The organism is Mesorhizobium shonense (assembly GCF_040545255.1).
GTDB lineage: Bacteria > Pseudomonadota > Alphaproteobacteria > Rhizobiales > Rhizobiaceae > Mesorhizobium > Mesorhizobium shonense.
The window spans coordinates 1-26,745 of sequence record NZ_JBEPLM010000033.1; the positions used below are offsets into that span (position 1 = coordinate 1).

26 protein-coding genes and 1 pseudogene are annotated in these 26,745 nt (G+C 58.4%); 9 read left to right on the top strand and 18 right to left on the bottom strand.

The window, feature by feature from the left end; translation table 11 throughout:
* From ABID26_RS36015 to ABID26_RS36070, 12 genes are all read right to left on the bottom strand, one after another.
* On the bottom strand, window positions 1-2,467 hold a 2,467-nt coding region (locus tag ABID26_RS36015; protein WP_354418233.1), incomplete at its 3' end, for a hypothetical protein.
* A 671-nt stretch (window positions 2,468-3,138) separates the two neighbouring features.
* Window positions 3,139-4,173, bottom strand: a complete 1,035-nt coding sequence (locus ABID26_RS36020; RefSeq protein ID WP_354418235.1) for an EscU/YscU/HrcU family type III secretion system export apparatus switch protein — start codon at window positions 4,171-4,173, stop codon at window positions 3,139-3,141.
* Entirely contained in the window at window positions 4,170-4,991 is an 822-nt protein-coding gene (gene sctT, locus ABID26_RS36025) for a type III secretion system export apparatus subunit SctT (protein ID WP_354418237.1), read from the bottom strand. The genes ABID26_RS36020 and sctT overlap by 4 nt, the downstream gene beginning before the upstream one ends.
* 8 nt (window positions 4,992-4,999) lie before the next feature.
* Complete coding sequence (locus ABID26_RS36030) at window positions 5,000-5,275, bottom strand: EscS/YscS/HrcS family type III secretion system export apparatus protein (RefSeq protein WP_354418239.1); 276 nt, start codon at window positions 5,273-5,275, stop codon at window positions 5,000-5,002.
* Window positions 5,276-5,277: 2 nt separating this feature from the next.
* Complete coding sequence (sctR, locus tag ABID26_RS36035) at window positions 5,278-5,943, bottom strand: type III secretion system export apparatus subunit SctR (protein WP_354418241.1); 666 nt, start codon at window positions 5,941-5,943, stop codon at window positions 5,278-5,280.
* Complete coding sequence (sctQ, locus tag ABID26_RS36040) at window positions 5,936-6,814, bottom strand: type III secretion system cytoplasmic ring protein SctQ (protein WP_354418242.1); 879 nt, start codon at window positions 6,812-6,814, stop codon at window positions 5,936-5,938. The genes sctR and sctQ overlap by 8 nt, the downstream gene beginning before the upstream one ends.
* Before the next feature lie 229 nt (window positions 6,815-7,043).
* Entirely contained in the window at window positions 7,044-7,577 is a 534-nt protein-coding gene (locus ABID26_RS36045) for a hypothetical protein (protein WP_354418244.1), read from the bottom strand.
* The gene (gene sctN / locus ABID26_RS36050) at window positions 7,553-8,911 is read right to left on the bottom strand and encodes a type III secretion system ATPase SctN (RefSeq protein WP_354418246.1); all 1,359 of its coding nucleotides are present in this window, start codon (window positions 8,909-8,911) and stop codon (window positions 7,553-7,555) included. The genes ABID26_RS36045 and sctN overlap by 25 nt, the downstream gene beginning before the upstream one ends.
* Window positions 8,908-9,528 carry a type III secretion system stator protein SctL gene (gene sctL, locus ABID26_RS36055; RefSeq protein WP_041006779.1) on the bottom strand — a complete coding sequence of 207 codons (621 nt, stop codon included), beginning with the start codon at window positions 9,526-9,528 and terminating at the stop codon, window positions 8,908-8,910. The genes sctN and sctL overlap by 4 nt, the downstream gene beginning before the upstream one ends.
* On the bottom strand, window positions 9,525-10,157 hold the full coding sequence (locus ABID26_RS36060; protein WP_354418249.1) for a nodulation protein NolU: 633 nt from the start codon (window positions 10,155-10,157) through the stop codon (window positions 9,525-9,527). Before ABID26_RS36060 ends, sctL begins: the two co-directional genes overlap by 4 nt.
* A 12-nt stretch (window positions 10,158-10,169) precedes the next feature.
* Entirely contained in the window at window positions 10,170-11,015 is an 846-nt protein-coding gene (gene sctJ, locus ABID26_RS36065; RefSeq protein ID WP_354418251.1) for a type III secretion system inner membrane ring lipoprotein SctJ, read from the bottom strand.
* A gap of 9 nt (window positions 11,016-11,024) precedes the next feature.
* On the bottom strand, window positions 11,025-11,537 hold the full coding sequence (locus tag ABID26_RS36070) for a nodulation protein NolB (protein ID WP_354418252.1): 513 nt from the start codon (window positions 11,535-11,537) through the stop codon (window positions 11,025-11,027).
* A gap of 178 nt (window positions 11,538-11,715) precedes the next feature.
* On the opposite strand from ABID26_RS36070, the gene ABID26_RS36075 reads away from it, so the two are divergent.
* On the top strand, window positions 11,716-12,420 hold the full coding sequence (locus tag ABID26_RS36075; protein WP_435528644.1) for a nodulation protein NolW: 705 nt from the start codon (window positions 11,716-11,718) through the stop codon (window positions 12,418-12,420).
* Window positions 12,421-12,665: 245 nt separating this feature from the next.
* Window positions 12,666-14,579 (top strand): HrpF/NolX family T3SS translocon protein, encoded by a 1,914-nt coding sequence (locus tag ABID26_RS36080; RefSeq protein ID WP_354418254.1) that lies wholly within the window; start codon window positions 12,666-12,668, stop codon window positions 14,577-14,579.
* A gap of 743 nt (window positions 14,580-15,322) precedes the next feature.
* Here the strand turns inward: ABID26_RS36080 and ABID26_RS36085 are convergent.
* From ABID26_RS36085 to ABID26_RS36100, 4 genes are all read right to left on the bottom strand, one after another.
* A complete protein-coding gene (locus tag ABID26_RS36085) occupies window positions 15,323-15,895 on the bottom strand; it encodes a CpaD family pilus assembly lipoprotein (protein ID WP_354418256.1) in 573 nt (190 codons plus the stop codon).
* 15 nt (window positions 15,896-15,910) lie between these two features.
* Window positions 15,911-17,356: a type II and III secretion system protein family protein gene (locus tag ABID26_RS36090; protein WP_435528645.1), complete on the bottom strand. Its 1,446-nt coding sequence runs from the start codon at window positions 17,354-17,356 to the stop codon at window positions 15,911-15,913.
* A gap of 30 nt (window positions 17,357-17,386) precedes the next feature.
* On the bottom strand, window positions 17,387-18,073 hold the full coding sequence (locus ABID26_RS36095; RefSeq protein WP_354418283.1) for a response regulator transcription factor: 687 nt from the start codon (window positions 18,071-18,073) through the stop codon (window positions 17,387-17,389).
* A 752-nt stretch (window positions 18,074-18,825) separates the two neighbouring features.
* On the bottom strand, window positions 18,826-19,218 hold the full coding sequence (locus tag ABID26_RS36100; protein WP_354418260.1) for a winged helix-turn-helix transcriptional regulator: 393 nt from the start codon (window positions 19,216-19,218) through the stop codon (window positions 18,826-18,828).
* Window positions 19,219-19,310: 92 nt separating this feature from the next.
* Here ABID26_RS36100 and ABID26_RS36105 point away from each other — a divergent pair, with 92 nt between their 5' ends.
* From ABID26_RS36105 to ABID26_RS36120, 4 genes and pseudogenes are all read left to right on the top strand, one after another.
* Window positions 19,311-20,033: an SDR family NAD(P)-dependent oxidoreductase gene (locus ABID26_RS36105; RefSeq protein ID WP_354418261.1), complete on the top strand. Its 723-nt coding sequence runs from the start codon at window positions 19,311-19,313 to the stop codon at window positions 20,031-20,033.
* 289 nt (window positions 20,034-20,322) lie between these two features.
* Entirely contained in the window at window positions 20,323-21,282 is a 960-nt protein-coding gene (locus ABID26_RS36110) for an oxidoreductase (RefSeq protein WP_354418263.1), read from the top strand.
* A 142-nt stretch (window positions 21,283-21,424) separates the two neighbouring features.
* Window positions 21,425-21,748, top strand: a pseudogene (locus ABID26_RS36115) (helix-turn-helix domain-containing protein); the annotation flags it as partial.
* On the top strand, window positions 21,714-22,454 hold the full coding sequence (locus ABID26_RS36120) for a substrate-binding domain-containing protein (RefSeq protein ID WP_354418265.1): 741 nt from the start codon (window positions 21,714-21,716) through the stop codon (window positions 22,452-22,454). The pseudogene ABID26_RS36115 and the gene ABID26_RS36120, both read left to right, overlap by 35 nt.
* 11 nt (window positions 22,455-22,465) lie before the next feature.
* Here the strand turns inward: ABID26_RS36120 and ABID26_RS36125 are convergent, their stop codons facing one another.
* Window positions 22,466-22,621, bottom strand: a complete 156-nt coding sequence (locus ABID26_RS36125) for a hypothetical protein (RefSeq protein WP_354418266.1) — start codon at window positions 22,619-22,621, stop codon at window positions 22,466-22,468.
* 50 nt (window positions 22,622-22,671) lie between these two features.
* Here ABID26_RS36125 and ABID26_RS36130 point away from each other — a divergent pair, with 50 nt between their 5' ends.
* The 3 genes from ABID26_RS36130 to purU all read left to right on the top strand — a co-directional run bounded on the left by ABID26_RS36130 (window position 22,672) and on the right by purU (window position 25,708).
* Complete coding sequence (locus ABID26_RS36130) at window positions 22,672-23,703, top strand: LacI family DNA-binding transcriptional regulator (RefSeq protein WP_354418268.1); 1,032 nt, start codon at window positions 22,672-22,674, stop codon at window positions 23,701-23,703.
* 154 nt (window positions 23,704-23,857) lie between these two features.
* A complete protein-coding gene (locus ABID26_RS36135) occupies window positions 23,858-24,691 on the top strand; it encodes a TIM barrel protein (protein ID WP_354418270.1) in 834 nt (277 codons plus the stop codon).
* A 132-nt stretch (window positions 24,692-24,823) separates the two neighbouring features.
* Window positions 24,824-25,708 (top strand): formyltetrahydrofolate deformylase, encoded by an 885-nt coding sequence (gene purU / locus ABID26_RS36140; RefSeq protein WP_354418272.1) that lies wholly within the window; start codon window positions 24,824-24,826, stop codon window positions 25,706-25,708.
* Between the two features lie 275 nt (window positions 25,709-25,983).
* On the opposite strand, the gene ABID26_RS36145 is transcribed toward purU, so the two are convergent.
* Window positions 25,984-26,298 carry a retA reverse transcriptase gene (locus ABID26_RS36145; protein ID WP_354418274.1) on the bottom strand — a complete coding sequence of 105 codons (315 nt, stop codon included), beginning with the start codon at window positions 26,296-26,298 and terminating at the stop codon, window positions 25,984-25,986.
* Between the last annotated feature and the right edge of the window lie 447 nt (window positions 26,299-26,745).

Here is a 26,745-nt window from a genome sequence, read left to right on the forward strand (position 1 = left end):
CGAACGGGGTAACCGGAGCTGAGGAAGGCTCTGCAAACGAGGGCGCGGAGCTCTGCATCTGCGTAGTGAGCCGATCCCAAGCTCCCTCGAACGGACTATCCGGAACTGAGGAAGGCTCCGCAAACGAGCTGGCGTGCTGGGCGCCTGCGAAAGCCGAGGACGAGCCAGGCTGCGCAAGGCCTTTTTGAATGAGGTCTCGCCGCTGGTTCCAAGACGGGTCGGCTGGGGGCATGGGGATAGGCGACAAGGAAGAGGTTTGCGCCGCGGCTTTGTATGCGCGGCCTTCATCCTGGCGCCAACCCGCCTGCCCATTGGCGGCCAAGCGCAGAACCTCGTTTGCTGCGGACATCTGTCCAAATTTCTGAAAGAAGCTCCACGCGCTGCGGAACCCACGTGATTCGTTCTTCTTGTATTCTTCAACCGCACGGTTCAGCACCGCAGGTTCAATCCGGGCAACACCCTTACCGAAGTTCTCAGTGAGCCAATCATTGAAACGCACCAAAACAGGGCGATAATTCCTAATTGTTCTCGCGTAGTATCCTTTGCTGGCGGCTTCGTTACAGGCAGCCTCAATCACTTTGGTGTCTTCGGTGACAGGATGATGGTCTTTAACTGTCACCCGCTGTTCGGCCTTGGTCTGCCGGAGCCTTCTCAACGCTGGTGTTATACGCCAGGCCTCGCGACCCGCATAGGCTTTCGCCAGCGCGTCCAACTCCGGACTCTCAAGCCGGTCGGCGATTTGCGTCCGGTGGTTCTGCGCAAGCCATTTGCTGAACTTACGCAGCGCCACGATGTCGGCCTTCACCGTGTGTGAGTTTATTTTGTCAGCGGTAGCTTTTGCCTCGTAGGTGGCAAAGAGTTCCTCATCGTCCCTGCTACTAGGTTTGCGAGCGACGGTCACCCGCTCTCCGGCAGATGCTTGCCGGATTCTACTCAACCCAAGGGTGATATGACGGAGGTGTATGGGATCCCTGCCCGCGAAGTCCCTAGCCAGGCTGTCCAATTGAGGATCCTGAACCCTGCCACTGATTTGGCTTTGGTGGTTCTGTGCAAGCCATGCGCTGAACTTACGCAGCGCTGCTAAGTCGGTCTTCGCCGTGGTTTCGCTTACGTTGCCGGCCATGGCCTTTGTGTGGTAGTCGGCGAAGACCTCGTCATCCTGCGTGTCCGGCCGAGCGCCCCGAGCGACGGTCACCTGCTTTCCGGCAGATGCTTGCCGGAGTCTGGTCAGCGCAAAGTTGATTTGACGCAGTAGTATGGGATCGTTGCCCGCGTAATCCCTAGCCTGGCTGTCCAATTGATGATCCTGAACCCTGCCGCGGATTTGGCTCTGGTGGTTCTGTGCAAGCCATGCGCTGAACTTACGCAGCGTCGCCAAGTCGGTCTTCACCGTGGTTTCTCTCACTTTGTCGGCTGTGGCTTTTGCGTGGTAGTCAGCGAAGACCTCGTCATCCTGCGGGCTAGGTCGATTCCGGCCAACTATCACCTGCCCTTCGCCCTGGGCCTGTCGGAGCCTGCCCAATGCTGAGTTGATTTGACCAAGTAATTTGGCGTCGCCGGCCGCGCATAGCTTCGCTAGGCTGTCCAGTTGCCGATCGTGAATCCGGCCGGCGATTTGGCTCTGATGGTCCTTGGCAAGGCGCACACTGAATTTCCGCAACGCCGCTATGTCTTTCGAAATCCTGTTCTGGCTGATTTGATTTCCCTTGGCCGTAGCCAGCCTGCGGTAGGTGTTAAAAAGCAGCTCATCTGGGTGACGGCGTTCTCGCTTGCGCAGCAGTGCAGTTCGCTGCAGGAGGACAGCTTGGTAGCGCGCCTCGTTCGGCTCAGTGGGAGGTCCGCTGATCGGACCGCCCGGTTGATTGGCCGGAGGCTGCCCTAAACCCGCCTGGGGAGCGCGAGGTAGGGGGCTGTGGGAAGCGCTTCTCAAAGGGACCCCTGGGAGGTTGACCGGCGGTGGCAGGGAAGCCAAATCTTGCAGGGAAGCGCCTCCGATCGCTGGGTCGCTTGCAGACATCGACACAGCATGGCCGCCGGACTGCGGAAGCTCCTCCTGGTCGACGTTTGGGGCAGGCGCGTTGGTCAGGCCATCAATTCCCTGCCAAAACATCGCCGAAGCGAAATTTTCAGCCGGTAAGTGGGCACCGAGATCGGCTGCTGCAAGATTCTCGTCGTGGCAGACACTTGGCGCAGGCGAGTGGGGCGGTGGGCCCGAGGGCAACCGCGAACTGCACACCCCGGGGAACTCCTCGCGCAGCATTCTGAGTTCGACCGCATCTGTATGCGAGACACCACGCCGCTTGGCCAAAACCCTGTTTGGATTGACCTGCCGAGGCATGCTTCCTTGCAACTCGTTCAGGCGCTGCTCAAAACTCCCCTGGTCGACCTGGTGCTGTTGCAACCCTGGTTCATCTCTTCGGGCGAGATCTGAGGCGGGGGACGCACCGATATTATCGAAGAGATCCATTCTACTTCCTTTGCAAGTTCCGAGCACTTCAAGGGTTTCTATCTCTACGATGCTTGGCTTTCGACAATCTGACGAATTTCAGAGCAGCAGCAATGCAGTGGAAGCCATCGTTTCGGGCGCACGAGTTTTGAGATGGACCGTGGTGGGATTTTTCACGGAACGAGAATGAGCCAATTTCTCATTTCGCGCAGCACTCCGGTTCGATCGGAAATATTTGCGTATGTTGGTTTCGGAGACAATTGCAAGATGCGCCGGCTCTCGCTGGTCCATGGAGGTCGATCACGACGATCTGCCGAGGGCGACGCCCGGAACCAGCCCTGTGCAATTAGTACCACTACTGTCTCGGCCTCTACTGGCGCGGCGGATCTTAAGGTGACCGAGCATGCGCTCGATCCGGTTACACTGTTTGGCTGGATCGATTTTTCCGCAGGTAGACAGATGATCAGAAAGGAACGAATGGCGCCTATCAACACAGGCAAGGCAAGTGGCACATGACTGGGACGGCGGACCGAGCGCGTTGAGCAGGAGCGGGAGTCCGATGGTCGCGAACATTGCGATAATTCTCTAAAACATGTGAGGCCGGCCGGACACATAGACGATTCTGGTCTGCCCATGGTCCATAGCGGCACAGTAGGCTGCGCAATCACGGAGAAACCGATTTGCCTACGCATCTAGACTAAGCCCGCGGCATGGAGTGCTCTCGCGACGGGCTCGAAATACTGCATGGGAACAGGTTTGCCTAACTTTGTCGTTTGGATAAGCTGACGCGCAAGGCCATCATCGTCGACAATACTTAGACGTAGAGCCTGCGCCGCTTCGAAGATAGGTGAAACGGCCTCGCCCTCGCCGCGGCAAACCAAGACCGGCACCCCAGTCTCGCCCCTCACGTAACGCAGACCGACCAATATCGCCCGCCCTCTCAAGATCAATGTGGCGGACTTCACGCCAAGCGGAGGTTCGCCAGCCATCTCTTGACGTAGGCGACGTTGTTCACGCTTCAACTCTGGCGTACCTTCTTGTTCCTTCCTTTCGCGCTTGACCTCGGTCTCAGTCATGCGCATGTCGCGCAAAAACAACCAGCGCTGGAGCAGGAGATCGATCAAGCCGCCGACCAGAAGTGCACCAGCACCAATCCCGACCAGCAGTTTCACGTCCGTAAAGACGAAGCCGAGGCACGAAATGCCGCAGACCGGCAGATAGATCATCGTTTTCCACATGCCCAGAATAGCAAAAAGAAAGATAGTGCTGAGGACTAATAGCTTCACCAGCGCCTTGCCAAGGTCGGTTAAGGAGCGCACCGTCACGATGCGCTTAAGTCCTTGAAAAGGATTGATTTTTTCAAGCTTTGGCGCCATCGGCTCAAACGAGAAGAGTAGTCCACCGTTAGAGATGAATGCGGCCGAGACCGCCGCGGCGGCTACAGTTCCAAGCAGCGGGCCGACGGTCGTCACGGTGAGTTCGGTCAAGAGAATTAGCGCTTGCCCGACAGCAATATTGAAAGGCAGATTCTGCAGCTTGTCCGTCAACAAAACCGCTTCGATGCATTTGTCTTCGATCGCGCTAGCTCTTAACCACAGATAGCCGAGACCGGCGCAGGTGCCGACGGCCCGGACGAAATCGGTGTTGCGTGCGATCTGCCCCTTCTTGCGAGCTTCGCTTAGCTTCTTGTGAGTGCCCGGGTGTTTCTTCTCTTCGCTGGTGCTCATTTCAGCATCTTTTCGAACGCCTCGAGCCCGCCGTTGGCCTGTGTGATATCTGACGCCATGGCGTCGATGAGATACGCAGTGTAGGTGACCATGATGATCGGAAAGCCGATATTTTTGATCGTCGGGGAAAGACGGTTCGATTTGAGTTGCGGGGCAAAGCGGGCAAGGATCATTACCGAAATGTCGACTAGTAACAGAAAGGCCACGACAGGCCCGGCGACTAGTAAACTCGTCACCATAATCCGGTCGAGAAGTGCGATTAATTCCATCGCCCCTTGTGAGGTCAGGGCGGGATGAAATTGATATACGGGCCAGATTGAGTAGCTGCCATAAAGGGCGCTGATCATGATCTGCAGGCCGTCCGATGCGACGAAGATCGTGATCGCTGTGATTCCGAGAAAAAGTCCCATCGCGGATGCCTGAGTGTTCGTCGCAGGGTCTACCGGACCGACTTGGCTGGTGATGCCGCGCTGGGTGTCGACAAGCTCACCGGCCGCCTGGAGGCTCCATATCGGGATTCCGAGTGGAATCCCAAGTAGCAGGCCGACAAAGATCTCCTTCAAACCGAGCAGTGTCACTTGGATGAAACGGGTATCAGCATCGAGCAGCTGTAATCCGTCTCTGATGGGTGCCAAGCACGGTAGCCCGAACGCGACCGCAAGGCATGTTCTGATTAGCCCGCCAAGTTGAGACCGCGTAAATACAGGCAGGACCAGCATAATGCCGACAGGGCGAGCCGCAGCAAGACCGGCGGCGATGATGAGTTCGATGGCCGCATGGATGATCATTTGGGCATCGGCGGGTGACGAACCAGACATAATGAAGGCTAGTGACTCGGTATAATCGCGGGAAACTGTGAGAACACGTAATCGGCTTGCTCGATGAGCGGAGCGCTTAGCACAGGAGCAAACAGAGCAAGGATCGCAACAACGACCAATAGTTTCACTGTCAGGTGCAAGGTTTCATCCTGAATCTGTGTTGCCGCCTGGATAATACCGATGCCAATGCCGACAATCACAGCGGCAATAAGTGGCGGCAGAACCCAAATCATGAAAACGATTAAGGTTTGGCTTATTTGGGCTACAATGCTGGCCTCATCCATGGTCAACCTCCCGGCGTTGTATAACTCAACACAAGCCCTTGCGTTAGTCGGGACCAACCATCGATAGTAACAAATATAAATAGTTTGAAAGGGACAGCTATCATTGTTGGGGAGACCATTGACATGCCCATCGCCATCAAAATCGTCGTTACGATGAGGTCGATGCATATAAACGGAAGATAAAGAAGAAAGCCAATTTCGAAAGCACGCTTGAGTTCTGAAATTAGAAAGGACGGTACGAGAATGGCGAAATCATCAGGTGTCGTCCTGGCGCGCATTTCTTTTGGCCAGACTTGTTTGGTCGAAGATAGGAAAAATCGGCGCTGCTCTTCGCTTGTGAACTTCTTGAGATAGTCACGCAAAGGCTCTCGTGCCTTCTCACCAGCGGCAACCCAGTCATCGAAGGTTTGATAGTGGAGCTTCGGGTCCGTGACGCGCGCATAGGTCTGCTCGATAACAGGCGCGCTAACGAAAACGGTGAGAATTAATGCCGTCGCGTAAAGAACTATATTCGGAGGTATCGTCTGCGTCCCGAGAGCGTTGCGGACGAGGAATAGAACCACTGATATCTTTATAAAGGCCGTGGTTGTGACGACTGTGAGCAGCAGCAGACCCAGTCCAGCCGTAACCGCAAGAAGCGCCAGGATCCCTGGTTGAATCTCACTCATTGCAAGCCAACCTGCCACGTAGCCTGATGCCAAGCTCGTCGCCGATGCGCACGATGTCGCCACGGCCGATACGCCGGCCGTTGGCAACTATGTCGATCGGACCGTCGACCGGCCGATTGAGTTCGAAGACATGCCCTTCGCCGGCATTCCTCAGTTCCCCCAGCGGCATCAGCCAGCGACCGCATTCAAAAACCAGAGTGATTTCGATATCGTCGAGCTCGGCATCCGATGGCCCTTGCTGCAATTCCGGTTCTGTCATGATGTGCGCATACTCCAAGGGGCATGGTTGCGGGCGGAAAGGCCCCCGCAGGATCAGGCTGTCGTCCGCAACATCTGCCACGGCCCAGAGCCGGCCCGCAGAGAGGATGACCTGATCGCGGTGGAACGGTAATACGTCTGGTATCAAAGCATCACCGGCAGAAGTTTTGCGAATAAGCGCCGCCGGAACGCAAAGCGAGCCGATCTTTCCTGCAACCAGGACCGGGAGCTCAGCGGGTAATTCGCAGGGTTGTCGCGGCAGCTGTCGAATCAGATCCCCCAGGGCGTGGAACGCGAACGGCACCGGGCCATCGAGAGGCGAGAATAAGCACAGACGAGCTTTGCCGTTGATCGGGCCGCAGGCGACGTCATATTCGAGGTAGGGAGGTGGCATGGTGGTTTCGCGCAGCTGAGCCAGTTGCACGTCCTGCCGCGTCTGAGCCTCCAGTCGAGCGATAAGCGGCTCAAGTGCGAGTTCGAGAACGAGTGAACCGGTTGGCTCGGAAGGTAAGCCAATGCCGCTCTGCACGGTCGAGATGAGCCTCTCTATCAGTGCGCGGGAGATCGACAAGACGATCGTCTCATCTCCGAGCCGCCAAATGCACTCGAGCATTGGGATGGGAAGCGATTCCGGCTGCCAAACAAGCCGTCCCATTCGCACCGATAGCGGCTCGTCGCCGAGCCGGCACTGAAAAGGCGTGCGGGGGTGTGCGCACTCGTTGAGCCACGAGACGACGTCGTGGGACAGACTTAGCTTTGGCTTCAGGGAATCGTGCGTGCTCAATGTGTTTTCGGCTCTACAAGACGGCACCATTGCGACACGACAAGAATCCTAGTGGTCATCAGATTGACTTGCCCGCCACCTCGGTGAGCGAGACACTCGCGTGCCGAAGCAGGATCTCATCGTCGGCCTCCGTCTCGGCTGCGGTCTGAGAGCGGATATCGACGCCGCGCCGGACGTCGTCCTCAATTTGTTGCCACTTGTTCCTTGCCGCCGAACAGCTGATCCAGAGCGACCTTGCCTCAGACGCCGCTGTCTCGGCCTGTTCTTGAGCGATGCAGGCGTTATCAAGCGTCTTTCGCCTCAAGGCGACCTCAGCCTCAAGCCGCTCTATGTGGAGGTGGCCTTGATCGAGCGCCTGGATGGACAAGGCATCACACGTTGCAAACCGTTGGTAAAGCCCCATTTCCGCCCTTGCGCAGTGTTGCTGTGCGATTGCAAGCTCGCGGGAAGCATGCTGTGCGGCCTCGGCCGCTAGGTGGGCCTTGGCCTCCTTTTTGGACAGCTCACGAAGGGCGCTACGCTCTCGCATATCCTTCAAACGCCGCAAGCTCGTAGCGTGGAGACAATTCATGCGGTCAGCTGCAACATCCATGCGACGGTTTCCTCAAAGTCGCTCGCCTCGTCTTCTCCCTGGCGCAAAAATTCCTGCAGGTCGCCGATCGAATCGATAGCCCTGTCAGTAAGCGGATCGTTGCCTTGCTTGTATTCGCCGACCTTGACCAAAAACTCGGACTCGGCATAGCGCGAGAGGAGATCACGGAACGTAGATGCCGCCTCGCGATGTGCCATGGGGACGACCGCATCCATTACGCGGCTGCGACTTTGGAGCACATCGATCGCGGGGAAATGGGATCGCGCAGCGATCGTGCGTGAGAGGACGACATGGCCATCGAGAATGCCGCGCGATTCTTCTGCGATGGGATCCCCCATGCCGTCACCTTCGACAAGCACTGTATAGAAGGCCGTAATTGAGCCACGCTGGCCCATGCCCGCGCGCTCCAGCAAGCCTGGCAGCATGGCAAACACGGAAGGCGGAAAGCCTCGCCGGGTCGGCGGCTCGCCCGCAGCAAGTCCGATTTCGCGCATGGCCCGGCAAAAGCGCGTCAAGGAATCCATCATCAGAACGACGCGTTGTCCTTGTTCGCGAAAATGTTCGGCAAGCGCGCTTGCCATGTGAGCACATTGCGCCCGCTCCATGGCCGAGCGGTCGGATGTTTCGACCACAACGATCGTACGACGAAGAGCCGCTTCCCCAAGGTGTCGCTCAACGAATTCGCGCACTTCGCGCCCGCGCTCGCCAATGAGGGCGATTATGTTAACATCGGCCGCCGCGCCCTTTATGATCTGCGATAGTAACGTTGACTTGCCGCAACCAGGCTCTCCATAGATCCCAATCCGCTGGCCTTCGCCGCACGTCAGGAGACCATCCAAGGCGCGGATGCCAAGTGGGAATGGTCGCTCGATCATGCGCCTTGTCATGGGGTTGGGCGCCTTGCCCCGAAGCGGGCGCGTTTGGTCGGCTTTGATAGCGCCTTTGCCGTCGAGGGGACGGCCAAAGCTGTCGATCACGCGGCCAAGCAAATCGGGGCCGACCGGCACTTCATGCATTCGACCGCTAGCGACCACTTCTGCGCGACTGGACAGGCCCACCATGTCACCGATCGGGGTGAGCAGCACACCATCTTGAAGGAAACCGATCACCTCGGCTTCGAGAGAGCGTCCGGTGCGCGGATCCTGCAGCAGACAAAGTTCCCCAATTCGAGCATCCGGCAACACGGCATGGAGAACTGTACCGACGGCCCTAGTTAGGCGTCCGCGCACGACACGCGTGTCGATATGCTTTGCGGTCGCTCTTACAGACGAGAGCGCCGCATCCAGTGTCCTGTCTACAGCCGGACTGTTGTGTTGTGGTAACAGTTCGGTCACAGCTCGCCTTGTTCAGCATGCAATCCAAAGCCGAGGCGCAGCGCCCGGAATTGCGCATCAAGTCCAAGATCGACATTGCCATAGTCGCTCCACAGCACGCATTGCTGCGGCGACAGCGCCGGATCCGGATCAACTCGGACTTTCGGCCGGCCTTCCCGTCCATCGTATGTAGCGAACTCGCCTGCGACGGCATCGACTTGCGTGGGACACACCTTAAGGCGGACTTCCGCGCCGCCTTTCCGTTCGATCGCGTGACGAACGGCGCTCACCAACAGCTCACCAGGGTCGAAAGCGCCCAGCAGGTCGCTTACGATCTCCATGACGAGTTGTGGCAATTGCTGCTCCAGGGCTGTCCTTTGGCGTGCCGCTTCAGAGACCGACTGCGCGATCAGCCGCGCCATTTCCTCGGCGCCACGATTCATCCCCTCACTGCGTCCGCGCTCCCGTTCCCGCTGATATGCTATGCGCGCCCAGCTGCGAACCCGCAGCAGATACCGTTCCGCCGCAGCGCGCGCCTCAAAGGCACTGTGCCAGATTTCGAGCTCACTGGCCGGGACCAGCGGCCCGACGGGGCGCATCCGCGGAGCGACCGGAGCTTCGATATCGTCGAGCGTCATATCGCTGGGACCTCAGTCGTCAGATGCGCCAGCACAAGCGAAAACAATTGGTCTGCCGCATGGCGGTATTCGGTCGCAGGATTCTCGGCCGCGGTCCCGACGGGCAAGCGTAGGAACACCCTGTGGCGGTCGAGCAAAGAATGCCCCTCGAGCCAAACCCCAAGACAGGCTAATCCATCGTGTTCAATCTGTCGGGCGAGTTTTTCCGGATCCCCGATCAAGCTGGTTGAGATCGCCTGCGCCTGGTGTCGGATACCAAACGTATGCGCTTCAGCGCCGATACGTTCGATCAGAACGGTAACTTCAGGCTTGGAAACCAGCTTCAGCAGCGAACGGGCATGCCAGATACTACCGGCAAACACAGCAACTCGGTGCGGATCATGCCCGTGCAGAAGGTCCGCCCCCCAGACGCTGCCATTCAGGTCCATTCCATCGTCGAGCAGTAATTTTGCCAGTCTTGGCTGCAGTCTTTGGTTGTTCTGCAGCCGCACCAACGTCGCAGCCGACAAAGCCGGGTCAAGGCGTGCAGCAAGGCGGGTCGGATGGGTTGAAGCGGCAAGCTCGCCCAAGACCGTAAAAGGCAATTTGAACGAGTCATTGCGTTTGAGGGTTTGCATCCGTATTGGCATTGTGAACACCTCCTATGCGGCATCGCCGATGGTGTTTTTACGAGCGGCCCCGATCGCTGAAACACCCGAGCGCCCCTCGAGCCTGGCTCGTTGCGATGGCTGCCTCCGCCTATAGACAAGAGAACTGGCCAAGTAGGACAGCACCGCGAATACTGCCACGGCGAGCCCCACAATGACCGCCAGAAGTGGCACCGGAATTGATTTAGCTGCTTGGGTCGAGGCAGGCCGTTGCTCGACTGCCGGCCGTTCCGCCGGCACGAATACGACCTCTACCTTGTCGTAGGATAAGCCTTGGATGCTGTTTGCAACGAGCATCTTTATCTGCGGCAGCAAAGCCGAGACATTTATGTTGGCATCGTGCCGGACGAATACCGAGGCCGAGGATGGTGTGGCGCGCTCCCGCAACAGGTCGTTGTCAGGCAAAACAACATGGACACGTGCTGAGAAAACGCCGTCGATTTCGCTAATGGTATGCGACAATTCTTCGTTCAACGCATAGACGTAACGGGCGCGCTCCTCGGTCGGCGAGGCAATGAGGCCTGATCCTTGGAAAATTTCGCCGAGATTCTTGAAAACCTGACGCGGCAGCCCCTTCGCATTCAACAGGTTGATTGAGAAGGCAACCTGCCCATTTTCGACCTGGAGCGTGCTGGTCCCATCCTTGGCGGCGACGCGGACCGCATCCACGCCGTTGTCAAGCAAAATCGCGAGCATCTCATTGGCATCGCGTTCCTGCAATTTTGTGTAGAGATCGTCCTTGCAACCACTCAGAATCAAGAGTAGCGGCAAAACATAATGACACGATCGCCGACCAGGCGGGCGGCGATCAATGCCTTCGCCGTGCGGTGACGCGATCATGCGCCTCGTTCATCCTTGTTTTATTAACGTGTTCACGGATGATGTAGCGCCGCTGATACTCTTGGTGACAAGGGAAACCTCAGTAACGGCGCTGTATACTTCCCGCAGACCAGCAATCATCGCTTCGTAATTCTCCCTTCCTGGCGGAGCGCCTGACATGCGCATTCCCGACCCTGCTTGGGAAGGAAACTGCTCCGCCGGCCCGGGTAGGACGTCCTTCACAAGCGGTACCTCTTGGTCGGGCGTGGCAGGTGCCACGGCATTGTCCCTATACAGCGATGAAAGGGTCTGGAGCACGCGGTCGCCCAATGGGCTAGTTTCGCTTGTCGCGCGCGGAACCTCCAGGACTGGAGTAACGGGCCCCGCCCCCGCCGTCGCCGACGGGCCATCGTTCTTGATCGAGGCAGCCGCCTCTGCAAGTGCGCACTCAAACTGGGCATGCTCGCCGCATGCCGACGTTGCCCCTACCCTAGACAGGTTGTCGGCAAAATTGGCAGAGATGGACGTAACACCAATTGTCATGCAAAGACTCAGTTGTTCTGTTTGAGTGTGATGAGTTGATCGTTCATCACCTGCTATCGAGCTGCTGTCCTAGGGACGCGAACTGACGACAAGCTGACGAACTGGCCACGAAGCGTCATTTAAAGGCCACGTTCGGCGTTCAGGTCAGCACGAATTTCAGCTTTCGATTTGGGACAAGATGCCGGAAAATACACTCCAATCCACCATTCTGCACATTGGGATGAGAGTTCTCTTTCTCGTAATCCTTCTCTCCACCGGCATTGATACAACGCTGGCGGCCCCTCTGTCGCTGCCGTCGACGCCTTATAGGTATACAGTTCTGGATCAGGACCTGTCTGCCGCTTTGCGAGAATTCGGCAACAACCTCAATGTCGACGTCGACGTCAGCTCCGAGGTAAAGGGGCGCATCCGCGGGCGTATGCCGAGTATGTCGCCGCGCGCGTTTCTGGATCGCTTGACCGAGCTCTACGATCTCCAATGGTACTATGATGGGCTTGTGCTCCACGTATCTGCTGCGAAAGAAGCGCAGACTCGTATGCTGGTTTTGACTTCAGTCCGCTTCGAGGTGTTCAAGGCGGCCCTTGATGAGCTTGGAATTTCCGACGAGCGCTACGTCGTGAGACCGGCACCGGGAAAGGGCCTGGTCATGGTTTCCGGCCCACCCCGCTTCATTGTGCTTGTGGAGCAGACGTACAACGGTCTCGTAGCGGAGGCACAGGCGCGACCTCACGACACCGGGACGCCCCCAAAGGAGACGGAACTGATGTTGTTTCGTGGCTCCTCGACCGTGGTCGTTCGCGATGGGCGACCTGAAGGACCGTTCTCTTCCGAAGTGCCGCATCAGGACAGCGTCGTCCGTGAGCCTGCACAGAGCCAGAGATGACAATTGAGCATACACCGCAGCTTCCCGCAGGAAGCAACACGGCCGCCATTCGCTAACAATCGTTTCCTTCCGCACTCGTCAGCTGTTCGACAGCTGAAGCTTGTAACCGGTGTTGTCGCTGACGAGGAACTAAAAATCGGCAGCATTGATTAGCCGCACGTTAGTCATGCGGCCGGCGTTCGGTATTCGTCGGGAACGACGGTGGCACCAGGTGACGCAATTGATCTTAACTGTGAGGATGCACGATGTCGCTTAGCCTTTCGGCAGCAAATAGCTCCAACCCCGCCCTCTCTCCACAGGCCTGCGCGGGCCCAGAAACTTCTTCCCAAATTGTCGCCCAGACCGGGCAAGGCGCGCTCTTGCCCTTCCAGGCGATGCTGTCCAGTTGCTCGCCGCAGGACAAAGTTTCCGATTCCATCGCGCAACTAAGCGCGTCGCCAGCGAATTTGAAGTCGGCCATGGACGAATTCCAGCAGCACCCGCTGGACGAACTGCCGCCAGATGTGAAGGCATCGCTGGAAGACTTGCGACAGCACCCGCTCGAGCTCATGCCACCCACTCTGAGGGAGGCATTCAAATCGTTGGATCAAGCCCCCCCTGCAGTCGCTTCACCTCCCGTCGCACCACCTCCCATAGCGCCTGCGCCGATAGCGAGCACGCGGATCACGTGGTGTGACGGCAAGCTGACTGAGCCCGAGCTGCAGATCGTAGCGGTGCTGAACCGCCATAAGGACAAATGCCCGCTCAGTTGGGATTCGCTGAGCGGGCTAGCCAATGATCCGTCCACGCCGCCGGATCTTAAGGCTGCAATCGAAAGTTTGCAGCAGGACCCGGAGCTCTTTTATGCCATCGGCTCGCAGGGTGATGGCCGCTGCGGCGGCAAGATCAAGGCCAAGGATTTGTCCGGGTTCTCAGACCTTCACCCACAAGTCGCCGCCTTCCAGGACCAGCAGGCACGAAGCTACGAGCAGAACTACATCCCATCCGACGGATCTGGAAATGGTCAGCCGACGGTCATGACCATGAACGATGCAGTGCGTGAACTTTACCGGTACTCCGACAACCTACCTGAGAACCTGAGCTTGGGTGATTTCGGGAAGATCGTTGACGGCACAGCAAAAACCGGCAAATGCCCGCCCCAAGTCATTGCGGCCGCACAATATTTCCTCACTCACCCAGATGCTTGGAAGCAGTTGTATGGTGGCTCGATCGATAAGGTCCACAAATACGACTTCCTGCAAGTCGCTTCATCCTCGATGAGCCTCACGCAACCCGAGCTGAACACGCTCGATGTGATTAACCGCAATCAGCAAGCCTTTTTTGATAGCGGTGTCCTGACCCGCGACAAACTGGCGAAGATGGCGGACGACAAGAGTCTCAGCCCAAAGGTACGACAAGCGGCATCGCAGCTACTGTCAGATCCCCTATTGTTCGGCTTGCTGAACAATTCAATTACGGGCTACAAGACCCATCATCGGTTCTTCGATTTTGGCGGCGGACATACTGTCGATTCCGGCAACATTAGCAACCGGGACTTCGCCAAATTCTATAACGATATGACCGTTGCGAACCGCACGGTTCAGCAGGCGAAGGCCCATGTTCCCAAAACCGCGGCAGATCAGGACGCGGTCGCGGATATGAAGATGGGTGTGGCGGACCAGCCGGATACCAAGTCTGCCAAGAAGAATGGCGGGGCTTTTATGCACGCCATCGACGGCGTCCTCAAGGTGGGTTCCAAAGTTTTTGATTGGGCCGCGACGGCTGTGGGCCTCCTCAGCTTCGTTCCGGGCCTGGGCCAAATCGCCGATGCCGTTTCAATGGCGCTCGAGGGGGCGTCGCAAGCAGGGAAACTCATTCATACCGCTATTAGTGGAGGCAACATTAAGAAGGCATTGGCCGAAGCAGGGCTCGATTTCGCTGCTCAGGCTGTGGGCCTTGTCGCTGGCCCCGAGGTCAAACTCGCGATTCGCAACGGGCTCGCGAAGGCGGCGCTGGAAGAGGCCTTTACGGCCGGCGTGAACCTACCGGTCGAGGCCGCCAAATCCTACGCGGAGAATTATCTAACCAATCTGAAGGCAAGCCTTGAGGCTGGCCCTATGCAAGCGGCAGGCGTTTCGGACTTTGTCGGCGTGGCGGCGCTGGCTCAACGCGTGGCCTGACAAATCAATCCGCGTCTCCTTCGGCGCGGATTGGCCCATCTGCCAATCAGTGGCTGCACAGACTTTGCAGCCCTGATTGGTGGGCTGGGTTGCGGCGGGGTGAATCCCTCGATGGTGCGATAGATCGTCCATTGCATGGTCGGCGCACCATTCAAAAGGATTTCGTGGATGTCGCTGGCAACAAGTTCCGCATGCCGATCATCGACGCGGAGCGTAGCCTTCAATCGATCAGTTCCTGGCGGGGTCTTAGAATCGCCTGGCAGGAAAGGACGTTTGTCCGACTGCGATAGCGAACTTCAATGAAAGCGCGGCTGTCGTCCGGCTCTTCCCATAAACACCACCATCTGCGGGTGTGGCGAGGAGGCTTTGGTTGCACGAGTCGCGGGCTTCTCGAGCGTCTACAGCGGGAGCACCCTAGCTATCCCGATCACCTTGCGCATACGGTACAAGGCCGATCGAAAATGCGTCGCAAGAACAGGAGGTATTTCACGCCCGAAATGCCGATCAGGCAAATCCGATCATTGCAACTTCATTCCCGGGGAAATCAGGCAACATTCTGATGACACTCTGAAGGACCTTTGGGAAGAGGTTCCTCAAGTCTGATCGCCTAATGGCCCCCCGGGCATCGCCCGTTGCGTGACGCCTCTACCGATACCCGTTGCCACCCAACGACCATTCCTGCCCTTGCGCAACCGCCGTCATGCGTAATGCCTGGTTGCGTAGTGCTATGGTCATGATTGCTGTTACTTTTCGTGTTCTGCGCTGCTGGTCTTGCCCGTCTCGAAGGTCCTGTATTTGGCAACCGGGATAGCCGCGCGATCACCGAGACTTGGCCTGACAGCGTTGTTGTCGATCAAATCGAGCGGGTCGTTGACCATGACCGCCAAATTGCGACGCGTCGAACAGCCAAGCGTCCGGTCGAAGGAACTGTCATTGGCTAAAGGACCGGACAATGGCGGGCAGTCAGGGGGGAGGCTATCGTAGACAATCGCCTCTATTCGCGCTGCAGAACGGTGGCGCTGTTCAAAGAGGCGGATGTGGTACGCGTCAACTCCCATCCCCATCACCTGACTGGCGACCTCCGCGGCCAGCCAGGGCGGGCCGCTGATAAAAATATGGACGGCATCGGGCCGGCCACGGCTGGTGCTCGCAATGAAATTACGCAAACGCTGCCGTTCGACAGAGTGAAGGCTCTGCAAGAACAAGACGTTGCTCTCCTGCCGGACGAGGATTTCAGTCGATGACTCAACCGGCGAGGAGCTTGTGCAGCCACTCACGCTCGCGCTCAGAGCGACCAGGAGGATTGTGATCCGCATCGTTATTGGGCGTCACTATTCAATGATGAAGCCGTCCAGGACGCCTGAGCCGCCGGTAGCGTGGTCTTGCGGCGGATTTTCCGATGAGTTCATCGGAGTGGGCTCCACGTCGGAGGCCGAGCCGAGGCGATCGGTAGGCGTGCTCATCTGCTTGGGATTTGATCCTGGCCTCACGATGTAAGGGGTGACTATGATAACCAGTTCCGTCTCCTCCTTTTGAAATGATGAAGAACGGAACAGGGCGCCGAGGATCGGCAAGTCGCCCAGCCAGGGAAAGGCGCGGATATCAGTATTGACGTTCCGCCTGATCAGCCCACCGATTGCGAAGCTTTGACCGCTGCCGAGCTCAACGTCGGTCTCGGCACGCCGCGTGGAGACGCCAGGCACGGAGGTACCGTTGATTTGGACGGCACCTTGTGTCGACAGTTCACTGACTTCCGACTTCACGCGAATATTGATCTGCTCGTTATTAAGCACCGTTGGCACGAACTCCAAGCCGATGCCGAAGTGACGGAATTCAACCGAAACTTGCCCACTCCCCTGCACGACCGGAATGGGAAATTCACCGCCGGCCAGGAAATTGGCGGATTCACCGGACATCGCGGTGAGATTCGGCTCAGCTAAGACAGAAGCGACATGCTCCTTTGCGAGCGCGTCGAGAACCGCGCCAAGGCTGACATTGCCATCATTGTACGCGACGCCGGCCGTACCGCCGCCGCTCGCCGCACCAGAACCGCCACCTTTGCCGCTGGCCAAACCCACTGTCAAATTGCCGATCTTGCCGAAAGCGGACAGGTTGATACCGAGTTCCTTCATGGCGCTACGGGAGACCTCAGCTACGCGCACACTCAGATTGACCTGTAACGACCCAGCGACTTGAATCTCATTGTCGACCTGCGCGCCGTCACCGAGAAATTGCTCAGTGACTTTCGTCGCGGTGTCGACGACTTGGGCATTGGGCGCTGTCCCGCTAAGGATCGCACCGCGCGGCGTATAGCTGACGTGGATTGGATAGTCGCCGACCCGAGTCCTCAACATGGCGCGCAGATCCTCGATTGGTTCAGTGACAACAATATTCAACTGGGCGAGAGCCTCCCCGTTGGCGTCCAAGGCAAATAGGCTGGTCCGCCCGGATTTCTTGCCAAAGACGAAGACGGTCTTATTCGAGGGTGCCTGAAAATCTGCGATCGTCGGATCAGCAATAAAGACGCTGGCGGCTGGCGCGGATAAATGAATTGTCTTGCCGAGCGAAGAGGAAACATTCAGCGTGCCGTTGATGCTATTGGCAGTGGCACGCGGTGCGCCTTCATACCGCTTGTCTTGGGCCGTGGCAGAAAATGGGGAAAACAGAATGAGCGCGCAAAGAAGATAGGCCGGGCAAGGAGAAACCATAGTTCTCAAACCGCCAATGACGGTCGACCGCCGATTGGCGGGGGAATGGCCATTAGGAACGACTTTCAAGGCAATCTTCGCTTTCAACATGCGACCAGCTTAGGCAGATGGTGCGTCAATCGATTCAAGAATGTAGCCAATGCCACGCGCTGTGTTGATTCGGAGGGTTGCCCCTGACTGACACAGGTTTTTGCGCAAGCGATAGATGCCGACTTCGAGGGCGTTGGCCGAAACTTCATCGTCGAACGCATAGAGGCTATCTTCCAGCTGCGCGCGTGGAACAGTGCGACCTGCGCGGTTGAGTAGATGCTCGAGAATACACAATTCGCGGCGTGCTATCTTTATTGGCTGGCCCCCAACGAAAACTTGTCGACCGATCGGATCGAATTGTAGATTGCCAAATGCAACGGTGGGATCGGCAATCTGTGTTGAACGCCGCAGAATGGCCCGCATTCTGGCGATGAGTTCTTCGGTGCAGACTGGCTTTGGCAGGAAATCGTCCGCACCACCGTTGAAAATCGCAATACGCTTTTCGAGTTCGTCGATACTGCTCATGATGAGCGCAGGAACCGAATGGCCGTTGCTCCTTAACTGTGTCAACCAGGGCAAACTATCACCGTCCGGCATGACCAACTCCAACAGGAGAATGTCATAGCTCGCACAACAAAATGCAGTGGACGCCTCGTCCAGGGTACGAGCCACATCAACGGCGAAACCACAATCCTCGAGCGCCCCCTGTATCGTGCGTGTAAGATGGACATGATGGTCAATAAGCAGCGTTCGCATTTCATCACCAATCAAGCACGTCAAAACATGGGTCCCTAATAGTGCGCGGTTTGCCGCGGCTGTTGTCGGGTAGAGGGTAGCCAACGCCCTCTTGTCCGAAGATCTGGTCGCTCCTTGCGCCGCAAATGACCCCACCGGACGACTCGTGGCCGCCGCGACGGTCGATCCAGTCAACGCCCTGAGGCTGCTCGATCAGATCGTCGCTCTCACTGCTGAAGAGGGTATCGGGTCCGGTCATGCCGCGAAGAGGGTTTGCCATCGGATATACTCCTGATGATGACCCCCATGGCACTTTTAACACTGTACTTTTGATACTTGAAAATCGATTGCTTGGATAATGTTCATCCAGGTTTCGGATGGATCACATTTCGCCCTTCCACTTTGAGACCTCGCCAACTGCGCGCGCCAAGTGCGGCCCGTCAGACAGTTCTCCGGTATGGCCTCCCTTCTCCTGGCTGTCTCGCGCCTCACCACCGCTGTTACGCCGCAGCTGCCGCCGTTCTTCGTGACTGAGCGCCCAGTCCAATTTGCGCCCGATATTCCCCGGGCCATCTTTGGCTCGGCAGGTTTAGTCGCAATTTCCCTGGAGCCGGCCGTCTCGCAGTTCGGGCCGCGAGTACAAGCGGCACTTCGGCGCACCACCCCGGCAGGACGCCGCCAAACTGCAGAGCATCGTGAATTCAGGTCCGTAAGTCCGCCCAGAGCACATGCACGCACCTGCTCGTAGGCATGCTGGGGCGAAAGCTGCCGACCTACTTCCGCAGCTGTTTTGTCTCTTGGGCGTGCAGCGCCCGATGGGTTTCAATTTCGTCCAGATGATCCAGTACCCACGTCGCCAGTTGCATGATCGGTGCGGCAAGGGAACTGCCCAGATCGGTGAGGCCATACTCCACCTGCGGCGGTACGGTCGCATGGACCTTACGCGTCACCATTCCATCCGCTTCAAGAGCCTTCAGCGTGCGGGTGAGCATCTGCTGGGAAATCCCGCCTATCAGGCGTTTGAGCTCATTGAAGCGCCGCGGCTGATCGGCAAGCATCGTGATCGCCAGGATGGTCCATTTGTCACCGATGCGGCTGAGGATCGCGTTGACTTTGCGACAATCGGGGTTGGTGCCAGGCTGACTCGGAGGGGCAGGCATATGCATGTGACTAGGCCTCGAAAATATGCGTTCTTGCGGCGTTGGCGGTCAATATCCCATATCTGGTCAGCAAAACATACCACCTTTAGGAGCACGTTGTGACTGACAAGAAGACGATCGCCATTTTCGGCGCTGGCACCGGGCTCGGTGCCTCCCTCGCCACACGATTTGGGCGCGAAGGATATCGGGTTGCCCTCGTCGCGCGACGCGCCGCGCCGCTCGAAAAGCGCGTCGCTGAACTCGCAAGCGTCGGCATCGAGGCCGCCGCCTTCCCGGCCGATCTGAATAATCTGGACGGCATTCCCGCGCTCATTCGGTCAATCGAGGAGCGCCAAGGTTCAATTGACGTCGCGGTCTATCAGCCCGTCGGAAATGTCGGGTTCATCCCCGCAGCCGACCTTGATGCGGCGAAGTTCAAGCCGCTTGCCAATATCTTCGCGTTTTCGCCGATCGAGGTCTCGCATGCGGTGCTGCCAGGCATGCTGGCGCGCGGCAATGGGGCGATCGTGATCGTCGGCGGCCTCACAGCGACTGTTCCGATGCCAGGGCTGAGCGGCGTCGGTCCGGCGATGGCGGCAGCTCGCAACTACATCTTCACGCTAAATGCCGAGGTGCAGCCGAAGGGTGTCTATGCGGGCACCATCAACATTGGGGCTTTCATCGATCGCTCGGCCGGTCTTCGCGCCATGACTGCAGCTGGCGCCGAGCCGGACCCGCGCTACCCCATCATTGATCCCGATCACATCGCCGAGGAGCTGTGGTCGCTCGTCACCAAGCGTGACCGGGTTGAGGCGATCCTCCCGCAGATGCCGGCGAGCTGATAACAGCATAACAGCCGCTGAGTCACCAGATCATACTATTCTTCAGCAGCAATCATGGCTGACCAGAAAACAATCGCCGTCTTCGTTCGGACGTGAGGCCAATCGGATCGGGCTCACCGTGGGCCGCGCCGGTCCGCTGGAGGAGCGCGGCCGAGGCGCCAATCGCCAGCCGCTAACTGAAGTACCGGCACATGGGTAGATGCCCGTGATGCCAAATGTCCATCTCGCGTGTCCAGCTTTTCGCCACCTGAAGGCAGTACCCCGGGCACGCTCATCCAAGGAGCGCCTTATGGCATTGAAAGGATTTACTGCAGAGGATGTGCCAGATCAGTCGGGCAAGTGCATTCTCGTCACCGGAGCGAACAGCGGCATCGGCTTTGAGACGGCACGTGTGTTGGCCAAGCGCGGTGCCCGCGTTCTGCTAGCATGCCGCGACAGGGCAAAGGCCGAGACCGCCATGGCGCGAATTCGGGCGGAAACGCCACGGGCAGATCTCGCCGTCCTGCCGCTCGATCAGGCGGATATCGAAAGCATACGCGATGCGGCGGCGCTCGCCTCGAAGGAGCCACGCATCGACGCGCTGATCAACAATGCGGGCGTGACGGTTCCGACGCGGAAGCTCACCCGGCAAGGGTTCGAGGTCCAGTTCGGTGTCAATCATCTCGGCAGCTTCGCGCTGACTGCCCTGATGCTGCCCAAGCTCCGCGAAACGCCCGGATCTCGGATCGTCATCACTAGCAGCGGGCAACACAAGGGCGCGAAGATCGAGTGGGACGATCTCAATGCCGAGAAGAGCTTCCGCGCGATCCCACGCTATGGCGCCAGCAAGCTTGCAAACCTGCTCTTCCTTTTCGAACTGAATCGGCGGTTGCAGCCGGCACAGGTGCCGGTCACCGCTGTCGGCTGCCATCCCGGCTTGGCAGGAACCAATTTCGGCAGGGAGAGCACGGCTGGCAAGATCGCGATGTCGCTGGCCGGTGTCTTTCTCAATACGCCCGCCATGGGCGCTTGGGGCACGTTGCATGCGGCCACTGGAAATGTGAAGCCCGGCGCATACTACGGCCCCACCGCAATGTTCGAACTGCGCGGTCCCTCCCACGAGTGTGTTCCGACGAGCGAAGCGCGCGATCCTCAACTCGCCCGCCGGCTATGGGACATCTCCGTCGCAGTGACCGGCATCGACCCGGGCCTGCCGCCCGCAGATACAGTCACGCCGTACCACATCCCCACTCTTGGAGTTCAGCACTGACAACAAAGGCGATATGGCAAGCCGAAGTGAAAAGGATGAAGAGGACAATCCGCAGTATGGCCGCTCTCCGGGATTCGACATCGGTCCGGGCAAACATTGATCGCTCTGGGCCCGGGGAAAAGCCGCGCCGACCCTTGAACAGGTCGCTCGGGAGGCGGGCGTCAGCCTCCCGACCGTCGACCGGGTCATCAACAATCGTGGCGGTGTATCCCCAAAGCGCGAGCAGCGGGTGCTGGCCGCGGCCCATGGCCTGCGGTTGGATCGCCTGAGCTTCCGCACGCCGCTGCGTACATCCGTATCGCCTTTGCAATGGCCTCGCCGGAGAACCCCTTCTATGTCGGGCTGCAAAACGCGCTGGTGGGGGAGACCGAGGCGCTGGCGCAACGCGCAGTTTCATCCTTCATTTCGAGCGCACGACCCCGGAGGAAATCGTGGCGCGGCTACGCGGCCTGGAGAAGGAATTTGATGCGGTTGTGGTGACTTGCTACGGCACTCCTCTCATCAATGCGACACTGCGCCAGATTTCCGGCAGAGTGCCGTTGCTCGCCTTCATCAACGACCTGCCGGAGAGCGGCCACATCGCGTATTTCGGCCCCGACCACGGACGATCCAGGCGCGTCGCCGGCGAGCTGATGGGGCGTTTCGTCGGGTCTGAAGGAGGCGACATTCTGCTTGTCCAGGGCTTTCGCGCGATGCTTAATCAGTCCATGCCCGAGCAAGGCTTTCGTGCGGTGATAGCCGAGCGCTTCCCCCGGTGCCGTGTCGTCGCCTCCCGGGAGAGCCAGGACGTTCCCGAGCCACCGGGAGAGATCATGCTGGAGGAGATGGGCCATTTCCCCTCGATTCGCGGCATCTATAATCTGTCCTCCGGCTCACGCTCAGTGGCATCGGTGCACCGGCAATGCCGCCACGGGGACCGCATGGCCTACATCCACGAGCTGACAGCCACGCGCAAGACTCTCCTCAAGACCGGGCTGATCGATGCGTCATCGACCACAACAACACAGTCGCGGCGCGTTCGATGCTCGCTTTTTTGGCTGCCCATTTCGGGCGGCTGCCGCAATTGCGGTCGGAACCGTTCACACCGTTCGAGATCTATCGCAGGGAGAACAGCTGACCAACGTGGCGGCCCTGCTTGCCGCGACGCCCGGTGTTCAACGGTTGTGAGATGAAGCTCTTTCAATCAGGACATGAGGGCAATGAAATCAATGATTCGGGCGGGAAGGTTTTGAGCAGCAGCGCTCCGAAAGATCGATTCGCGGCCAGCATTGAAATTCCCACCTAAAAGCCTGACGACGCCTCCTGCCTGGATCAACCGTGCAATGGTGTAATCTTTCAAAGCCTCTCATCCGAGGTTGACCCACTTTTCATTCAATCTCATTCTGGGCCATGGGTAGGCGACCAACAATCACGGATCTCGCTGAGCGTGCAGGCGTTTCGGTCGCGACCATCGATCGCGTGCTGAATGGCCGGCACCCAGTGCGCGAGGAGACAGCCCGCAGGGTCTACGAGGCGGCGCGAGAGATCGACTATCACGCCGCGGGTCTCATCCGGCAGCGTATCGAGCGAGACCTTCGACCGATCCGGTTCGGCTTCCTGCTGCTGAAGGAGGAACAGGCGTTCTATCGGGCGTTCGCGGTGCAACTGACCAGAGCGGTGGAAGAAACGCCGGGCATTCGCGGCATCGTGCATATAGAATTCGTCAGGTCCCAGACTCCGTCCGACTTCGTCAAGGCGCTGGAGACGCTGGCGACGCGCGCGGACGTGATCGGCATGGCCAGCCTCGATCATCATCTGGTAACGCGCGTGGTGGAGTCATTGAAGGCATCCGGAAAGGCGGTGTTTTCACTGCTGTCTGATTTCGCCCAGGGCGTTCGCGACACCTATGTTGGCGTTAACAACATGAAGGCAGGCCGCACAGCCGCCTGGCTCATCTCGCGGACGGCGCCGCAGGTCGGCAAGGTGGCGGTCTTTGTCGGCAGCCATCGTTGGCACGGCCACGAACTACGCGAGACGGGCTTTCGCAGCTACTTCCGCGAATATGCGCCGCAATTCCATGTGCTCGATACGCTGGTGAACCTTGATACAAAGGAAGTCACCCATGAGGCGACGGTTACCCTGCTTGAACGTCATCCCGATCTCGCCGGATTCTATGTCGCCGGCGGTGGGTTCGAAGGTGCCATCGCGGCGCTTCGCGAACTGGATCTCGCGCGACCGCCAAGCGTCGTTGTCAATGAACTCGTACCCGAAACCGTCGACGCCTTGCGGGAGCATCTGATCGTCGGCGTCATCGCCACGCCGCTCGAGCGGCTCTGCCGGGCGCTGGTCGACTTGATGGTGAAGACCCTCCAGGCGGGGCCGTTAGAAACGAGTGGACAGCTGTTCCTCCCATTCACGCTGCACGTTCCGGAAAGCGTGTGATGCAGCGCTGCATGAAAGAATGAGAGAATAGTGGCATGGGTTTGCCGAAATCCCTCTTCGCTGATGGGATTTCGTTTGTGGCTGTTGACCACAGGAATGAGCCACGTCAGTGAAGGCCAAAATCGGTCAAACTGCGACCGAATGAGGAGTTTCTATGACAGCTCAACTGAAGTTCGCTATGAACCATATGGCAGCGCCGAGGCTCGATTGCCGCGCTTTCCTCGATCTTGCGGCGTCGCTCGGCTGCGTCGGGGTCGAACTGCGCAATGACCTGGCGGACAAGCAGCTGACGAACGCATCGTTCTTCAACGGCGAAGCGCCGGCGGAGATCGGCAACTACGCCCGCTCCAAAGGCCTGCGGCTTCTCGGTCTTTCGGAAGTCTATGGATTCAATGCCTGGTCGGAAGCCCTGCGGGCGAAGGTCCAGTTGCTCATCGAGCAAGCCAAGGAGGCCGGCGCAGAGTCGATCAGCCTAATTCCGCGCAACGATGCACCGCAATACAGCGAGGGCGGCCGCGACGAGGCGCTGCGTCGCTCGCTGGGCGAGATCCTGCCGATGCTGAACGCAGCCGACCTGGTGGCGCTTGTCGAGCCGTTGGGTTTCGTGACCTCGTCGCTGCGGTACAAGGCCGGTGCCGTCGCGGCGATCGAGGCGGTCGGCGGCGGCGGGCGCTATAAGCTCGTTCACGACACCTTTCACCATTATCTTGCTGGTGAGAGCGAGTTCTTTCCTGAGCATACGGGCATCGTCCACATCTCCGGCGTCGTCGATCCGAACCTCAGCCCCGAGGAGATGCAAGATGGCCATCGAATCCTCGTCGACGAACGCGACCGGCTCGGCAATATCGATCAGATCCGTGCTTTGATTGATAGAGGTTATTCTGGCGCTTTTTCCTACGAGCCGTTTTCTCGCGAGATTCATCGGCTAAGCAATGCTGGGAAGGCTTTCAATCTTAGTATGGATTTTATTCGCTCTAATCTCCGTTGAGAATTGCGCGGACACAATTGCAAGTGGACCCGCGAGCTCCGGGTTTCTGCATAGTGAAGTGGCCACCTGCTGCTCGCCACCTGTCAGCATTTCGCCGTACCTTGCCGGCATGCGACTACCGAGGAGGAAACGATGTTCAGCTTTGCACTTCGGGTGAAATGCCGCTCCACCAGGGGGATCGTCGCTGCCATCTCAGGATTTCTTGCCGATCAGGCTTGCAACATCACAGACAGCGCGCAGTTTGACGATGCTGACACCGGCAATTTCTTCATGAGGGTGAGCTTCCGTTCCGAAGGCGGGCGTGAACTCGAAGAACTGCGCGCAGGTTTCAACCCGATCGAGTCGCGCTTTGGGATGGAAGCAGAATTTTTCGACGAGGCCGAGAAGCGAAAAGTCGTCATTATGGTCTCGCGCTTCGGCCACTGCCTCAATGATCTCCTGTATCGATGGCGTATTGGCGCTCTTCCGATTGATATCGTGGCAGTGATCTCTAATCACATGGACTATCAAAAGGTCGTAGTGAATCACGACATTCCGTTTCACTGGATCAAGGTGACAAAAGACAACAAATCCGAAGCGGAAGCACAGCAAATGCGTGTCGTGGCCGACACGGGGGCCGAGCTGATCGTGCTTGCCCGTTACATGCAGGTTCTCTCTGATGAAATGTGTCAGAAGATGTCCGGGCGGATCATAAACATCCACCATTCGTTTTTGCCTTCTTTCAAAGGCGCCAATCCGTACAAGCAGGCTTACGAGCGCGGCGTGAAATTGATCGGCGCCACATCGCATTACGTCACCGCAGATCTGGATGAAGGGCCAATCATCGAGCAGGACATCATTCGTGTGACCCATGCGCAGTCGAATGACGACTACGTCAGCCTCGGCCGTGACGTCGAGGCACAAGCACTGGCTCGGGCCATTCACGCTCACATCCACGGACGAGTTTTCCTCAACGGCAGCAAGACCGTCGTGTTTCCACCGTCGCCAGGTTCATATGCTTCAGAGCGAATGGGATGAACGCTCGCAAAGATGGTTAGAAGATCAGTTACGAAATGATGCAGGAGAAACGGTCCGGCAAGACGCATCCGGCGAGCTTGGGGTGACCCGATTTGGCTGACCGGCTGCACAGCGGTTACTTTCATGCCTTCAACATTGTTGCGCGGAGAAAAATCTACATGTCCTGGCAGTCGACTTTACTGCGCGCCTCGATTTCTAATGGATCGCGGTAGGGACGCCCATTGCTAGGCGCCCCCCGCACAGATCCACGCAGGCGGCTTTCCCGCACGTGGCTCCTACCTCGGGTGATTGACGGCGAAACGCGCATCGGGCCAAGGATGACGGATCCTGGGCTTGGGGAGATAGTCGGCGACTATCTTCGCGATACGCTCCCACGTGCAGCCGTCCTTCTGGCTGCGGCGCCGCAGCGCCCTTCGCCAGAGGTCGGTCACACAATCCCGGCACGCAGTAATCGCCCGGCCGTTCGCGGGAACCGCGAAGTACTCGAAATGCCCCGTCGTGACCTGCCTCAGCCATCGCCCCTGTTCGGGGATCGGCCAGTGCATCCGCTGCCGCAGTTGCGCCTTGATGCTCCGGAGTTTCGCCCGCATGCGGTCGCCGCGGGTCCTCCGTTGAAGCTGGAAGCGCCCTCAGCGTGAATTACCGCAGATGAACGTGGACCCCAGAAAGACGAAAGTCTCCGGTTTTCCGAGCAGGGAACAGTACACGAGCTGGCCCTTTCCGCCTGGCTCGTTTTCCCCTGCACCGCAGCATGGAATTCCTTATCCAAGCTCCTGCTAAAGTGCTATCGTGCACATAGCCCGCAGCGCCGACCTAAAGTCCCCCAAACCCCTAAGTCCCCGGGTCGGCTGCGAGTGAATATTGGGGATCAGTCACATGGTCGGTGGCTGGTCCCTTTCTTTCGATGTGCTATCTTCGCAAGCGTAAGCCCTGCTAGCTGCCGCCAAGGTGTCCTCCTCGGAAAGCGCTGCAGGCTTCCAGAGGGTCGGCATCGTTCGGATAGAGCGATTCCGGCCCTCATCTCGTACCCTGCACCG

Excerpts from the sequence above, each read along its gene's own strand:
- ABID26_RS36020 (WP_354418235.1), bottom strand. The coding sequence starts at position 4,173 with ATGAGCACCAGCGAAGAGAAGAAACACCCGGGCACTCACAAGAAGCTA.
- sctT (WP_354418237.1), bottom strand. The coding sequence starts at position 4,991 with ATGTCTGGTTCGTCACCCGCCGATGCCCAAATGATCATCCATGCGGCC.
- ABID26_RS36030 (WP_354418239.1), bottom strand. The coding sequence starts at position 5,275 with ATGGATGAGGCCAGCATTGTAGCCCAAATAAGCCAAACCTTAATCGTT.
- sctR (WP_354418241.1), bottom strand. The coding sequence starts at position 5,943 with ATGAGTGAGATTCAACCAGGGATCCTGGCGCTTCTTGCGGTTACGGCT.
- sctQ (WP_354418242.1), bottom strand. The coding sequence starts at position 6,814 with ATGCTCGAGTGCATTTGGCGGCTCGGAGATGAGACGATCGTCTTGTCG.
- ABID26_RS36045 (WP_354418244.1), bottom strand. The coding sequence starts at position 7,577 with ATGGATGTTGCAGCTGACCGCATGAATTGTCTCCACGCTACGAGCTTG.
- sctL (WP_041006779.1), bottom strand. The coding sequence starts at position 9,528 with ATGACGCTCGACGATATCGAAGCTCCGGTCGCTCCGCGGATGCGCCCC.
- ABID26_RS36060 (WP_354418249.1), bottom strand. The coding sequence starts at position 10,157 with ATGCCAATACGGATGCAAACCCTCAAACGCAATGACTCGTTCAAATTG.
- sctJ (WP_354418251.1), bottom strand. The coding sequence starts at position 11,015 with ATGATCGCGTCACCGCACGGCGAAGGCATTGATCGCCGCCCGCCTGGT.
- ABID26_RS36070 (WP_354418252.1), bottom strand. The coding sequence starts at position 11,537 with ATGACAATTGGTGTTACGTCCATCTCTGCCAATTTTGCCGACAACCTG.
- ABID26_RS36075 (WP_435528644.1), top strand. The coding sequence starts at position 11,716 with ATGCCGGAAAATACACTCCAATCCACCATTCTGCACATTGGGATGAGA.
- ABID26_RS36080 (WP_354418254.1), top strand. The coding sequence starts at position 12,666 with ATGTCGCTTAGCCTTTCGGCAGCAAATAGCTCCAACCCCGCCCTCTCT.
- ABID26_RS36085 (WP_354418256.1), bottom strand. The coding sequence starts at position 15,895 with ATGCGGATCACAATCCTCCTGGTCGCTCTGAGCGCGAGCGTGAGTGGC.
- ABID26_RS36095 (WP_354418283.1), bottom strand. The coding sequence starts at position 18,073 with ATGCGAACGCTGCTTATTGACCATCATGTCCATCTTACACGCACGATA.
- ABID26_RS36100 (WP_354418260.1), bottom strand. The coding sequence starts at position 19,218 with ATGCATATGCCTGCCCCTCCGAGTCAGCCTGGCACCAACCCCGATTGT.
- ABID26_RS36110 (WP_354418263.1), top strand. The coding sequence starts at position 20,323 with ATGGCATTGAAAGGATTTACTGCAGAGGATGTGCCAGATCAGTCGGGC.
- ABID26_RS36130 (WP_354418268.1), top strand. The coding sequence starts at position 22,672 with ATGGGTAGGCGACCAACAATCACGGATCTCGCTGAGCGTGCAGGCGTT.
- ABID26_RS36135 (WP_354418270.1), top strand. The coding sequence starts at position 23,858 with ATGACAGCTCAACTGAAGTTCGCTATGAACCATATGGCAGCGCCGAGG.
- purU (WP_354418272.1), top strand. The coding sequence starts at position 24,824 with ATGTTCAGCTTTGCACTTCGGGTGAAATGCCGCTCCACCAGGGGGATC.
- ABID26_RS36145 (WP_354418274.1), bottom strand. The coding sequence starts at position 26,298 with ATGCGGGCGAAACTCCGGAGCATCAAGGCGCAACTGCGGCAGCGGATG.